Genomic DNA, 14,031 nt, shown 5'->3' on the forward strand with positions numbered 1-14,031 from the left:
CTGATGAGTACTTTTATGAAGCGGAAGGCCCTGGTTGGCAGCGCTACCTTATTGAGCCTTTTGGCTGCCCTACAAGCCCCGGTGTTGTTGGCCGGCGAAGGTCACAGTGAGCACGAACAACATGCTACTGAGACACAGGCTCCCAAATCGGTACCTGACAAGAAGGCCGCACAAGCGAAGGAAAGGGCTGCTAGTCAGCAGATGGATCACGGGGACATGAACCATGGCGGCATGGATCACGAAAGCATGATGGATAAGCATGGCGGCACCGAAGCCGAAGCAGGTTCGAACCATGACCACTAGGTTTTTACGTCCGCCCCTAACAGCACTGGCAGTGTCGCTGAGCATGCTTGGCAGCGGGCTCACCCTCGCTGCGGAAGAAATGGATCATTCGGCAATGGGCCACGGTTCCATGCCGATGGACCATAGCAAGATGAACCACGGTTCTGCCAAAGAGCCGATGAAGGGCATGGATCATAGCCAGATGGGCCAGAGCCAACAAAAGGCTCCGACTATGGACCACAGCAAGATGGGTCACGGCGCTATGCAGGGGCAGATGGGGGGTATGGATCATTCAAAGATGAACCATGGTTCCGCTGACGCCACGAGAACTACCAGCCGCACGCCTATCCCGGTACTGACAGATGCGGATCGTGAAGCAGCGTTCCCGCCTTTGCCAGGCCACAAGGTTCACGACAGCGCCATCAACAGCTTTTTCCTACTCGATCAGCTCGAATACCAGGATGCCGATGAAGGCAGCACCTTGGCTTGGGATGCGTCCGGCTGGATTGGCGGAGACATCAATCGTCTCTGGCTTCGCTCCGAAGGTGAACGCACCAATGGCGTAACTGAGGATGCTGAATTGCAGGCCTTGTACGGGCGCTCGATTGGTCCTTGGTGGGATGTGGTCGCGGGTGTTCGCCAAGACTTCAAGCCAGAGTCGCCACAGACTTGGGCCGCATTCGGCATCCAGGGTATGGCGCTGTATGCCTTCGAGGCGGAGGCCACTGCCTTTGTCGGCGAGAACGGCCAGACGGCTGCGCGCTTAGAGGGCGAGTACGACATTCTGCTGACCAATCGCCTGATCCTTCAGCCGACCGCTGAAGTGAATTTCTACGGCAAGAACGATCCGGAGCGAGGCATCGGCTCCGGTCTGGCCAACGCCGAGGTCGGTCTTCGACTGCGTTACGAGATCATTCGCCAGTTCGCACCCTACATCGGCGTTTCCTGGAGTCGCTCCTTCGGCAACACGGCCGACTTGGCGCGAGATGAGGGGGAGGATGTTGAGGAGGCACGCTTCGTTGCCGGTATTCGGATGTGGTTTTGAGAGCCTGACATGAAAAGAACAATTAAAACCTTAGTGGCGGCGAGCGTAGTCGGAAGTATCGCGGTAGGTGCCGTGGCCTATTTTGGCCTGGTCAACGTGGGTGCCGATGATCCTCACTTCCCAGCAGTGCATGCATTCCTGACGATGGCCCGTGACCGCTCTATCGAAGTGCGCTCCAAGGACATTGAGGTGCCTAACCTCAATGACGAGGCACTGATTAAAGCTGGCGCAGGCAACTACAACTCGATGTGCATCGGCTGCCATTTGGCACCAGGTGTTGCGGAAACAGAGCTTAGCCAATCCTTGTATCCCGCTCCGCCGAACTTGGCCCAAGTGGGTATCGATGGCAATCCAGCCGCCGCATTTTGGGTAATCAAACACGGCATCAAGGCCACCGGCATGCCGGCCTGGGGCAAGAGCATGGGCGATCAGTACATCTGGGGGATGGTCGCGTTCCTCGATCAATTGCCGAAAATGGATGCCAATCAGTATCAAACGCTGGTTGCATCGAGCGGCGGTCACGAACATGGCGGTGGTGAGACCCAGATGCATAACCACGAAGGTCAGCATGGAAGCGCCAAGACGGATCATCACGCCGAGCCTGAAGCTGCGACAGATCATCATGCTTCGGATAGTTCAGTGACGAACGCAGGTGCTGATCATCACGGCGCTTCGGCTAGCGGTGCGGACCATCACGCAGCAGATATGACGCCATCAGGCAGCGGCGCAGACCACCATGCAGCTGATGACCCGAAGACACAGGGTGGCGTTGATCATCACGACCCAGCGCAAGCTCAACAGGAGCAGCCCCCGGCTCCCGCTCCCAAAACTCACACCCATGCCGATGGCAAAGAGCACCTACATGACAGCTAAACGTAATGGCGCGCGAGTGGCGATGCTGGCCGCCTTGTTTATGACCTCAGCAGTCCATTCAGCTGATGCCCTGACAATCGACGTACACCGTGATGCAAATTGCGGATGCTGCAAGAAGTGGATCTCGCACCTGGAAGCAAACGGCTTCAAAGTCATCGACCATGTCGAGCGCGATATGTCCTCGGTGAAGCAACGACTCGGCGTCGCCCCAAGACTGGCGTCCTGCCACACCGCTGTGATCGACGGAAAATTTGTCGAGGGTCATGTACCAGCAGCGCAGGTCATCGAACTTTCCAAGCGCTATGACCTGGCTGGCATCGCCGTTCCTGGCATGCCGGCAGGCTCGCCGGGCATGGAGGTTGACGGTACCCAGCACGCTTATCAGGTGATCGGATTGACCAAGGCCGGTACTGACCAAGTGATTGCCGACTACCCCGCGAAGTAACCCCCGCTAAAACCGAGCACTTACTCTTTAAAAGGATGAGTGCTCGGAATCATAACTGCGCAGTCCTGCGCCCTCTTTCAAACCCCAAATAAAGTACGATTGGCCTAGGAAATCGAGGTTCAGGTCAATGAAACACAGGATAAACAGATCTCCCTGAGCGATCCCGATGCCCGCTCGATGAAGACCTGTTTCAGCCAGGACGACACCGTCGAAATACTGAGCCCTGAATTTCCTCTTCTGCTAGGCATGGCACTAGGCTATTGTTCAGTCAGACCTACATCTGTGTGTTGCAAAGGGACTGACCAATGGAAGGATTTCGACTTGGCTAGATGCACGGCACCAACAAGAGGCCATCGCTCAGCAAGCGCAGCAGCGGACTGCCCCGCATGTAGTAGCCGCTATAGCGGTTACAGGTCAAATGCATATTCGCCTTCATTCTACTCCTCGTCGGGTAGCAGCGGAGCTAGTTCTGGCAACAATGGCGGCGATGGCAGCAGATCCAGCAGCAGTTCAAGGCCGCGCTGGTCGAGAGCGGGTTCGTCCGTGTCGTACACGTCTACCCAGGTGCAGTCACTCACGCCAATCCGCGAAACCGTGGAGGCGCGAGCTGCGGCGCAGCCTGATCTTCGTGACGTCTTCCTGTGCCACGCTTGGGACGACCGGCAGGGTCCGGCCAAAGAGCTGCATGAGTTGCTCGTGGCGGCTGGTGTCAAAGTTTGGTTCAGCGAAAAGGACCTTGGCCTAGGCGTTCCGATGATGCGCGCTATTGACAAGGGCTTAGCAAATTCTCGAATTGGGCTTGTGCTGGTGACCCCTGCGCTGCTGGCCCGCCTCCCCAAAGAGAGCGTCGCCGACAAAGAGCTTTCGGCACTCCTGGCGGGTAATCAGCTCGTTCCCATCGTGCATAACACGACGTATGAAGCTCTCCGCAATGTCAGCCCCTTACTCGCCTCCCGAAGTGGTCTGGACACTGAAGAAGACTCAATGGCGGTAGTCGCGGCAAAAATCGCCGAGCTGGTCGCGCTCTAGCGCCATTGCTCGCAGATGTTCGCAATTCCGATGCGCTGTTCGGAAAAATGCGCTCCAACCCCTCGGTCAACCAGCCCCACCTCCGGCAGACCGGTTATCTCCAACGGTAGTGTCCGCTTTTTGCCCCTATTTGCCCTCTGCGCAGGGCAGCTTAGGGTCGGTATGAGCCCCTTAGCTTCGACTTCTGGTCTGCCAGATTCTCTGCAATCGGCGGTCAAGCCCAATACAAAGACTGCTCAGGTCGTGGGGAAGTGCGTGGTCAAACGCGCTGCAATTGCGCCAAAAAGGCACCCGAGGGTGCCGAAGGCTGTCTCCAAACCAAAGGAGCACTAACGGAGACAACAGCCGCGCAAGGCGAGTGCCCGCAGGCACTCGCCGACAACGCTTTAAAGCACTTCGAGCGGATATTCGACGATGAGACGAACCTCATCCAGATCCGATTCGAAATCGATTGCACGGGTAGTCGCTTGGCGAATACGGAAGGACATGTCTTTCATTGAGCCGGCTTGCACGACGTACTTGGCTTCGATGTCGCGCTCCCATCGCTTCTGATCGGTCAGCGGATTACCATCATCGTCGCGCCGCATGTAAACCTCGTTGGCGTTGGTGTAGTCAGCATCCCAGCCCTGCGCGTAGCGGGTCATGAAGCTCAGGCCGGGTACACCAAAAGGCTCCATGTCCAAGTCATAGCGCACCTGCCAGGACTTTTCCTTGGGCGAGTTGAAGTCGCTGTACTGGATGGAATTATCCAGGTAGATCGAGTCGGATTGACGCAGGTAATCGAAATCGTCATCGCCGTTATTGCGCTGAATGCCAACCATGACGGTATGGGCACCAAATTGCACTCCAGCCTTACCGCTCCAGATGTTGTTATCGAAGCTGCCCAGATGCTGTTTTCCCTCATCGACAGCTTTGTAGTAATTAAGTCCACCGATCAAGGCAACATCGTCGGAGAGCGGATAGCTCAACGTGGTACCAGCGTAGTACTGGTTCCACGCATCTTTGAGACGGCTGGTATAGAGGCTGATGCCGACGTTGTCGTTGACCGAGTAATCGCCGCCAAAATAGGCAATCCAGGGAGCGTCGACGGAGCCGGCATAGAACGTTGCGAAGCCATCGCGCATGCTGCTTGAGTTGGGCTCGCTCATTGAATGCAGGCGGCCACCTTGCAGGGCCAGGCCGTCAATACTGTTGTTGGCCACGGTGATACCGCGGAAGCTTTCGGGCAGGAGTCGCGAGTCGCCGTATTGAACGACGGGGCTAACAGGAAAAACATCGCCAGCTTTGATGACTGTATCCATGAACCTGGCTTTAACCGCACCTCCCACCTTGGAGTAGTCATCCTCGGGTTGCCCTGCACTGTTGTAAGGCATCACATCAACGGAGCCACCTGCGCCGGATCGCCCATCACCAGAGTCGAGTTTCAGGCCCAGCATCGCAAACGCGTCGATACCAAAGCCAACGGTACCCTCGGTGAATCCAGACTCAAACTGCCCGATGATTCCATGGGCCCACTCTTCCGAGTAACCATTACCTGTGCCGCTCGACTGCCCCTTACGAAAGTCACGATTGAAGTAGAGGTTGCGATTCAGAATAGTGAGGCTGCTGCCCTCGACGAAGCCTTCGGCCTTTTCTTCGGCGGCAATTGCAGCCTGTCCGGTGCCGATACTCAGAGCTATCAGCGATAAGCAAAAAGGGGGTTATTCATGTGACACTCCTGAATTATCTGGCAGTTTTATCTCGGTGAGATTTCTTGTAGTAGTTGCCGTAGCGCGCCAGGCATCGCCCGTGCGCGCTCACGCCATACTTCCACACGCCAAATAACGTCAGGGTGACTTGAAAATTACTTTTAAGTCAGTGACCTGTAAGCTCCTATGTAGCTCAGTTTTGATTCCAGCAGGCTGTACCCATTGCCCGATATTCAACAGTCTGCAAATCGCCGCTGGAGTCCTCATAGGTCATCTGAGCCGGCATTACCTCACAACCAGAGCCTGTAGGGCTCGTATGTACAACCTTCGCGATGTCCAGCTTCATGCCGTAGCGATAGTGAGTCACCTCTGGCGGAGTCTTGCCACGAGCAGCAGCGTATTCCTGCATCGCTCTTTCATTATCCTGAATCATTCGACCATAGACGCGGTCACCGCCGCCTTCGGCCATAACCAAGGACGATGCAGAAAGAATAGATACCGCTAAGACAGCTTTAAGAATGTTCACGTTTAATTCCTCTACTTAGGTTGTAGTGAAAATATAAACGCATGCACCTGTCATCAAAGTGAAGCGAAAATTACATCTTCGTAATTGCAGTATTGGGGGCTTTTAGTAGCTCAAAAATATTAAATGACAGGGGCAACTCAGACTTCCTCTCCAGTTACCCCGAGTCATCCCCAGACCTGCTACATCATGCTCCTCCCCCTTTACGCCGCATCAACCAGTAGGCCGCCGGCAACACCAGCATCGACAACAACGGTGCGGTGATCATCCCGCCTACCATTGGGGCGGCGATCCGCTTCATTACTTCGGATCCCGCCCCCTCGCCCCAGAGGATGGGCAATAGGCCGGCAATAATCACCGCTACCGTCATCACCTTCGGTCGTACGCGTAACACCGCACCCTCTCGAATGGACTCAAGCAAAGCAGGATTATCTGTGCGCCCCGCTTCAACTCGGGAATGCCAGGCGTTCTGCAGATAGATCAGCATGATCACCCCGAACTCTGCCGACACCCCTGCCAGCGCAATAAAGCCGACGCCAGTGGCCACCGAAAGGTTGAAACCCAGCCAGTAGAGCAGCCAAACACCGCCGGTCAGGGCGAACGGTAAGGTGGCCATGATCAGCAAGGCCTCGGCCAAACGATTGAAGGTCAGATAGAGCAGCACGAAGATAATCAGTAGTGTCGCCGGAACCACCCAGGTCAGGCGCGCATTGGCGCGTTGCAGAAACTCGAACTGTCCCGAGTAGGAAATGGTCATGCCCGCATCTGGCTGTACAGACTCGGCCACCCGCTGCTGTAGCTCACGTACGGTCGACGCCAGGTCACGGTCGCGGACATCGACATAGACCCAGCCGGAAAGACGTCCGTTTTCGCTGCGCAGCATCGGTGGTCCTTCGCTCAGGCTTATGTCGGCCACAGAACCGAGCGTGATCTGCTGGCCTGCCGCCGTAAGGATGGGCAGCCGTTGCAACGCCTCGGGGCTGTCTCTCCACTCGCGGGGATAACGCAGATTGATCGGATAGCGCGCCAACCCTTCTACGGTTTCACCGATGTTGCTGCCACCAATAGCACCTGACACCACCGCCTGGATTTCATCGACGTTGAGGCCATAACGCGCTGCGGCCAGGCGATTGATTTTTATATCCACGTAACGCCCGCCAGTCAGTCGTTCAGCCAGCGCCGAACTCACCCCCGGCACCTGTTTGGCCACCCCTTCGATCTCACGGGTGATGCGCTCAATATCGACCAACGAAGTGCCGGCAACCTTCACCCCGATAGGACTCTTTATACCGGTGGCGAGCATGTCGATGCGGTTGCGGATCGGTGGTACCCAGATGTTCGAAAGCCCGGGGACTTTTACCGCTTGATCAAGCTCATCGATCAGCTTCTCCGCTGTCATGCCATCGCGCCACTGATCGCGTGGTTTGAACTGCACCGTAGTCTCGAACATCTCCAGTGGCGCGGGGTCAGTGGCGGTCTCTGCTCGGCCTGCTTTGCCGAACACCTGCGCCACTTCCGGCACACTGAGAATCATGCGGTTAGTCTGTTGCAGCAGCTCAGTTGCTTTACTTGCTGGAAGGCCGGGCAATGCCGAGGGCATGTAGAGCAGGTCGCCTTCGTCCATCGCTGGCAGAAACTCACCGCCAAGCCGACTTAGCGGCCAGAGACTGGAGACGAAGACCAGTAATGCCAATGCCAAAGTGGTCTTCGGCCATGCCAGCACCGCTTCAAGTACAGGCCGATAGGCCGCGATCAGCCAACGGTTCAGGGGGTTTTTCTGCTCATTGGGTATATGTCCGCGTATCCAGTAGCCCATTAGCACCGGTACCAGAGTGACTGACAGCCCGGCAGCAGCAGCCATGGCATAGGTTTTGGTAAATGCCAGCGGACCAAACAGCCGGCCCTCCTGGGCTTCGAGGGTAAACACCGGGAGAAACGACAGGGTAATGATCAGCAAACTGAAGAACAGCGCAGGGCCAACCTCAGCAGCCGCCTTGCCGATCACCTGCCAATGCGTATCGCCTTGTAGGCGCTCGTTCGGATGCTGCTCTTGCCACGTTTCGATGTGCTTGTGGGCGTTCTCAATCATCACCACGGCCGCATCGACCATGGCACCAATGGCGATGGCGATACCGCCTAGGGACATGATGTTGGCATTGATGCCTTGATGACGCATGACGATAAACGCCATAAGGATGCCGAGCGGCAGGGTAATGATCGCCACCAGCGAGGAGCGCAGGTGCCAGAGAAAGATCAGACAGACCAGGGCGACGACGACAAACTCTTCCAGCAGCTTGAAGCTGAGGTTATCTATGGCCCGGTCAATTAACTGGGAGCGGTCATAGGTCGTCACCAACTCGACGCCCGCAGGTAGGCTTGCGCGCAAGCTGTCCAGCTTCTCTTTGACTGCGCTGATCACTTCGCGAGCGTTTTTGTCCGAGCGCATGATCACCACACCACCGACCACTTCGCCTTCACCATCTAGCTCGGCTATGCCACGGCGCATCTCCGGGCCGAGTTGAATGCTGGCTACCTGGCCAAGCAAAATTGGTATGCCGGTCTGTGAGGTGCGCAACGGCACATTGCGGAAGTCCTCCAGGCTTTCCAGATAGCCTGAGGCACGCACCATGTATTCACGCTCGGCTAACTCAAGGACGGCACCCCCGGCTTCCTGGTTCGCCCCCTGTAACGCCTCCTCAATCTCCCGCTGCGTCACACCGTAGGCAACCATCTTCTGCGGATCGAGCACGACCTGATACTGCTTGACCATGCCGCCTAACGTGGCGACCTCCGCCACGTTAGGTAGGCTTTTCAGCTCGTACTTAAGAAACCAGTCCTGGATTGAGCGCAACTGCGCGAGATCATGTTTGCCGCTGCGATCCAGGAGGGCATATTGGTAGATCCAGCCCACGCCAGTGGCGTCTGGACCAAGGGTGGTGGTGACCCCATCAGGCAGTCGATCCTGCGCCTGGTTGAGGTACTCCAGTACGCGGGAACGTGCCCAGTAGAGATCTGTACCGTCCTCGAATAACACGTAGACAAACGAGTCGCCGAAGAACGAGTAACCACGCACGGTCTTCGCGCCAGGCACAGAAAGCATGGTGCTAGCCAACGGGTAGGTGACCTGGTTCTCGATGATCTGGGGGGCCTGACCTGGGAAGCTGGTGCGGATGATCACCTGAGTGTCAGAAAGATCCGGTAAGGCATCCAGCGGTGTGCTACGTAAAGACCAGATGCCCCAGGCAGTGATAAACAGGGTCGCCAACAAGACCAGCATGCGGTTGCCAATCGACCAATGAATCAGGCGCGCGATCATTGGCTGGCTCCTTGTTTAATGAGCTGCTCAACGACCAATCCGGTATCGCTCTGTCGCACAGCAATGCGTACGGAGTCGCCGATCTTCAGTCCGGTCGCGACCTCGGGCTTGGCCAGTTCAAAGGCCATGGTCATGCCGGGCATGCCCAGGCTGTTGAAGGGGCCGTGCGCAAGCGTGACCGTTTGCCCGTCAAGTTCGCGGATCACCCCCTGCGCCTCATGCAGCGGGGGTGGCTCAGGCAGCGCGTCATCGACCTGCGCCATCACGCCCTGCAGGCTGGCTTCGGAGTCGATCAGGAACTGCCCCGAGGTCACCACCGCCTGTCCCTCAGAGAGGCCCGCAAGCACTTCGAAGCGGCCATCGGCCTCCCGCCCGACCTGGATCTCATGAGGACGGTAGCGTCCTTCGCCTTCAGCCAGCATGACCAGGGCGCGTTTACCGGTGCGAATCACTGCCTCGCTGGGAATAAGCAGCACCGGCTGCTCGCCTGCGCTATTCAGCCGCACCGATGCAAACATACCGGGGCGTAACTTGCCTTCTGGATTGGGCAGTTCACTGCGCACCGTCAGCGTTCGTGTCTGCACGTCGGCACTGGGCAATAGTGCAATCACCCGGCCTTTCAGGGTTTGGCCTGGAAAAGCCGTCAGGCTTGCCCTGATCTGCGCGCCAAGCTGAACCGCTGCGGCCTGGGACTCAGGGATGGCCGCGTCGAGCCAGATGCTCGACAGCCCGTTGAGGCGTGCCAGGTCTTGGCCTGCCGAAACCGCCATGCCAGCGCGTAACTCTAGGGACAGCAACTCACCGCCAATTGGGGTGACCAATGTCTGCAATGCCTTCGGTTTAAGGGTACGTTGCACATGATCGATCAACCCTTTTGGCATACCCAGCAGCCGCATGCGTTCACGCGCGGCGTCGACCAGCCGAGCATCACCGCTCTGCAATACCGCGATGAACTCAAGCTGGGCAGCCGACCACTCGGGGATCAGCAGGTCAGCCAACGGCGTTCCTGCAGGCAGTACATCTCCGGGGGCACGGCCATAGACCCGCTCGACAAAGCCGGCAGAGCGCGCCTGCAAAGTAGCGACTTCGCGCTGGTTGTAGGCCAGTGAACCTACCGCATCGATACCGGATGGTAGTACTGCCCGTACGACCGTCGACGTGCGCATGCCTAGGTTCTGGATTGCTTGTGCAGGCACGCTGATAGCGCTCGTATCCTGCTCAGTGCCGGCATACTTCGGCACCAGCTCCATGTCCATAAAGGGAGACTTGCCTGGCTGCTCGAAACGCTGAGTCGGCACCATCGGGTCGTACCAGTAGAGCACCTGGCGATCTTCTGATTTTGCTGCTGGCATCTGCTCATGGGATGAGCTTTGCTGGCCCAGCCAGAAACCGCCAGCGGTTCCACCCGCCGCGATGGCTAGGCCCAATAGGCAATACTTCAGAGTGAGCGCTTTCATTTCAGGCCCTCCACATAGGCGTAATACAGACTTGCGGAGAGCTGGCTGAGCTGGCGCTGTTGTTCGATTTTCCGCAATTGCGCCTCGATCAGGTCACGACGGGCATTGATCACAGCCGCCAATTGACTGTTGCCCGCTTTGTAGGCAGCAAGCTCCAGATCCACGCGCTTGCTCGACAAGGGGATAAGGTGTTGTTCGGTACGGATCAACATCTTGCGCAGCTGCGCCAACTCGGCGAGGCCGCTTTCCAGTTCGGCTTGGTGAGCGCGCAGCAGCACCTCCTGTTCGGCCTCCACCTGGGCCACGCTGTGTTGCTTGGCGTTGATCTTGGGTCCCTGACGGGTGCCGACGAACATGGGCAGGTCAAAGGTGAACTGCAACATCACCATGTCGCCGAACTGGTTATCACGGTTGTTGTAGGCGAACTCCACACCCCAGTCGGGTTTCTTCTCGGAAACTGCCTCGGCCAGCTCAGCATTAGCTTCGCCCACACGGGCGGCCGCAGCCCGCAGATCTGGATGTTCCCCCAGGCGATGCTGCAGGTGCGGTACTTCCAAGCTAAGCGCAGGTGGAGTCCCGGCCAGTGGCTGACTCGCATCATCGCCTACCCAGCGGCGTAACGTGGCGCGTGCAATCGCAACATCACGATCCAGCTCATCACGCCGGTCCTCAAGCGTTAGTGCTTCCTGATCGGCCTGAAGAAGCTCGCTGGATCGCGCGGAGTTGCCAGCGATCAATGCCTGTATAGCTGAGCGCAGCAGGGTGATCTGTTCATCCAACTCAGAGAAAAGCTCAACGCGACGCTCTGCGTAATAGACATCGAGCCAGCTCAGCGCCGTCTGCCGCTTGGTCTCCAAGACCATCGCGCGTTGCTCTGCTTCGGCACGGGTAACAGTGGCCTCAGCCAGTTGCCGGCGAGCCTGGCGCTTATCGCTGTTGGGCACTTCCTGCATCAGGCCAATGCGGCGCATGGTCATAAAGTCGCGATTAAGCGAGTAGCGATCCGGGCCTTCAATCGGCAGGTTATCCACGCCCAGGATCAACTTGGGATCAGGTAGAGCATCCGACGGAAGCACAGCCTGTTGTGCCGACTCGACTTGGGCCTGCCTGGCAAGATTCTCTGGGGCCGTACGTTCGACAAGGGCTTGAGCACGGGCGAACGTAAGTGGCTCCGCCTGCGCGGTGAGAAATGAACTCACCCACAGCACAGCAGCCAGCACGCCCGAACAGCCACGGCGTGCGAAAAGGAAAGCAGGCATGCTTTCGTCTCCAATGACGTTGATCGATGCCGCCTAAATGCAGGCGACAACAGAACGCTCTCTTAGCGGAGCGCATTTCAGATCAGAGCATCAGGAGACGCGGGGTGGACGCCAAAGACCGGCGGGCTCTCGTTGAAGTAGCGGCTGTATCAGCGCTGTTTGCGGGGAAGCATGCAATGGAGCGAAGAGTTTGATCACCACAGTTTGCAGCAGACCACTGGTTTTGCATTCCTGGCCGGCTTTGCAGGGCGATTTGCTGCCTGAGCTGGATGTGTCGCTCATGTCCTCACAGCAAGGAGCCTCACTGCCGGCATGATCCATATCGGCCATGGCACTTTGCATCGGGCAAGGTTCAGCTGCCGGCATGCTGCCAAAAGCTGGCAGCATCAGGCTGAGTACCAAAACCAGGACCGAGAAAAACCGATACATAGCGGTTGCCGTTAGCGTGTCTGAATAAACATTAGCAGAGCTCTTTTGCTCAACACAGCGATAAAACGTGCCATGGAACACTTGATCAATAAACTGGATTGTCTGGTCACTGTGGCGATTTAGAGCACTGGTAGTGCCAGCCAGCATCGGGCGGGCGGGTTCTGCTTGGGCTTGGACATATCTTCAACCTTTCCACGGCGGCAAGGTCAAGCGTTTTTCTTTCAGTTAACTAACACTTGCATATCAAGCTCTGCAGTGCAGCACAGTGTGGGTGAGGCTCGCGATGTTGGATCTTCCTTGATCCAAGCGCGTCCTGCGTCTCCTCAATGAACGTGATTACAACAGTGGAAGTGTGTAGCTGACGATCAGGCGGTTCTCATCAACGTCGTTGCCGAAGTTGGTTGAACGTAGTGTGGCGTTGCGCCATTTCACGCCCAGGTTTTTCAGTACGCCGTCCTGGAAGACATAGGCGATGTCAGTGTTGCGCTCCCACTCCTTACCATCGGCTTTGCCTGCGCCTAGATCAATATTGTCACCAGTCAGGTAACGGGTCATGAACGTCAAGCCAGGGATGCCAACGCTGGCAAAGTTGAAGTCATAGCGGGCCTGCCATGAGGTTTCGTCTTTGTTAGCGAAGTCGCCGATCTGTACATAGTTGACCAGGAACGGATCGGTGCCGTTGATGTAGGCGTAACCGGTGTCTCCGCTCATGCTCTGGTAGCCAACGCCGAGGGCGTGGCCACCAAAGGCGTAGGTAAACATTGCTCCGAATGCCTTGTTGTCGACGTTGCTGTTACCTTCGTCGGTAGAGCGGGCGTAGCGCAGATCAGTTTTCAGCGACTGTTTATCACCCAACGGCAAGGTGTGCAGGACCGTGAAAATATGCTGCTTATAGAAGTCATCCAGATTGCCGTAGTTGTAGCCGGTAGCCAGGTTGCTGTTCCATTTGTAGGTCGCCCCGGCGAAGTTGAATTCATCGCTCGTCTGGGTTCCGCCGCCGCTGATAGCGCGGGCTGCGCCGCTGGCAATGCTGAGGTCTTCGCTATCGGATGAGTCGCGCTGACTTACTTGCTTGAGCTGGCCTGCATCGAAGGTAAGCCCGTCAATCTCCAGCGAATTCAGGTGCCCGCCTTGAAAGGTCTGTGGCAGCAGGCGCGAATCGTTTGCTTGGACGGTTGGCAGTCTAGGTTGCAGCGTGCCCAGTTTCAGCACGCTGTTTGAGGCGCGCAGCTTCGCGGTTAAGCCCATCTCACCATATTCATCCTGCGCGGCACGAGGTGCTTCTTTATCGCGCTTGAGCAGGCCCGAGCCTGAGCGGTCGGCGCTAGAGTCCAGCTTGAGGCCAAGCATGCCAATGGCGTCGATGCCCACGCCGACTGTCCCTTCGGTGAACCCGGATTCGTAGCGCAGCAGGAAGCCCTGGGCCCATTCTTCCTGCTTTGATTGGCTGGCTGAGTCTTGGCGGAAGTCGCGATTGAAATAGAAGTTACGCGCTTCCAGCCCGGCTTTGCTGTCTGCGAAAAACTCAGCTGCGGCTGGCTGGCTAAGACTGAGTACCCCAGTACTCACCGCGACTGCCAAGAGGGTCTTCTTCATTGTTGTTTATCCGTAAGCGTCTGCCGAACTCACCTTGCGTAATTCAGGCGGGTGCCCATTGATGCGGCAGTAGTTGGCCAATCTCGCTG

Annotated in this window: 11 protein-coding genes; 5 read left to right on the top strand and 6 right to left on the bottom strand. The window is 57.2% G+C overall.

Translation table 11 applies throughout. From position 1 onward, the window contains the following. The first annotated feature begins 3 nt into the window (after positions 1–3). The 5 genes from N1078_RS16540 (at position 4) to N1078_RS16560 (ending at position 3,674) form a co-directional block, all read left to right on the top strand. The gene (locus N1078_RS16540; protein ID WP_090250704.1) at positions 4–303 is read left to right on the top strand and encodes a hypothetical protein; all 300 of its coding nucleotides are present in this window, start codon (positions 4–6) and stop codon (positions 301–303) included. Continuing rightward, the gene (locus N1078_RS16545) at positions 293–1,327 is read left to right on the top strand and encodes a copper resistance protein B (RefSeq protein WP_167143902.1); all 1,035 of its coding nucleotides are present in this window, start codon (positions 293–295) and stop codon (positions 1,325–1,327) included. The genes N1078_RS16540 and N1078_RS16545 overlap by 11 nt, the downstream gene beginning before the upstream one ends. Positions 1,328–1,336: 9 nt before the next feature. Further along, complete coding sequence (locus tag N1078_RS16550) at positions 1,337–2,200, top strand: c-type cytochrome (protein ID WP_167143905.1); 864 nt, start codon at positions 1,337–1,339, stop codon at positions 2,198–2,200. Then, on the top strand, positions 2,190–2,645 hold the full coding sequence (locus tag N1078_RS16555; protein WP_167143908.1) for a DUF411 domain-containing protein: 456 nt from the start codon (positions 2,190–2,192) through the stop codon (positions 2,643–2,645). Before N1078_RS16550 ends, N1078_RS16555 begins: the two co-directional genes overlap by 11 nt. A 543-nt stretch (positions 2,646–3,188) precedes the next feature. Continuing rightward, positions 3,189–3,674, top strand: coding sequence for a toll/interleukin-1 receptor domain-containing protein (locus N1078_RS16560; RefSeq protein WP_241693762.1), 486 nt, complete (start codon positions 3,189–3,191; stop codon positions 3,672–3,674). Between the two features lie 386 nt (positions 3,675–4,060). Here the strand turns inward: N1078_RS16560 and N1078_RS16565 are convergent, their stop codons facing one another. The 6 genes from N1078_RS16565 to N1078_RS16590 all read right to left on the bottom strand — a co-directional run bounded on the left by N1078_RS16565 (position 4,061) and on the right by N1078_RS16590 (position 13,942). Further along, positions 4,061–5,356 (bottom strand): OprD family porin, encoded by a 1,296-nt coding sequence (locus N1078_RS16565; protein WP_274089236.1) that lies wholly within the window; start codon positions 5,354–5,356, stop codon positions 4,061–4,063. Between the two features lie 199 nt (positions 5,357–5,555). Beyond that, positions 5,556–5,888, bottom strand: a complete 333-nt coding sequence (locus tag N1078_RS16570; RefSeq protein ID WP_257776562.1) for a DUF2790 domain-containing protein — start codon at positions 5,886–5,888, stop codon at positions 5,556–5,558. Between the two features lie 184 nt (positions 5,889–6,072). Next, positions 6,073–9,201, bottom strand: a complete 3,129-nt coding sequence (locus N1078_RS16575) for an efflux RND transporter permease subunit (protein WP_274089234.1) — start codon at positions 9,199–9,201, stop codon at positions 6,073–6,075. After that, positions 9,198–10,658: an efflux RND transporter periplasmic adaptor subunit gene (locus tag N1078_RS16580; RefSeq protein WP_167143920.1), complete on the bottom strand. Its 1,461-nt coding sequence runs from the start codon at positions 10,656–10,658 to the stop codon at positions 9,198–9,200. The genes N1078_RS16575 and N1078_RS16580 overlap by 4 nt, the downstream gene beginning before the upstream one ends. Continuing rightward, entirely contained in the window at positions 10,655–11,917 is a 1,263-nt protein-coding gene (locus N1078_RS16585) for a TolC family protein (protein WP_167143923.1), read from the bottom strand. Before N1078_RS16585 ends, N1078_RS16580 begins: the two co-directional genes overlap by 4 nt. 765 nt (positions 11,918–12,682) lie before the next feature. After that, a complete protein-coding gene (locus N1078_RS16590; RefSeq protein ID WP_274089235.1) occupies positions 12,683–13,942 on the bottom strand; it encodes an OprD family porin in 1,260 nt (419 codons plus the stop codon). Positions 13,943–14,031 lie beyond the last annotated feature (89 nt).

The sequence above is a fragment of the Pseudomonas sp. MIL19 genome (genome assembly GCF_028680365.1).
GTDB lineage: Bacteria > Pseudomonadota > Gammaproteobacteria > Pseudomonadales > Pseudomonadaceae > Aquipseudomonas > Aquipseudomonas spirodelae.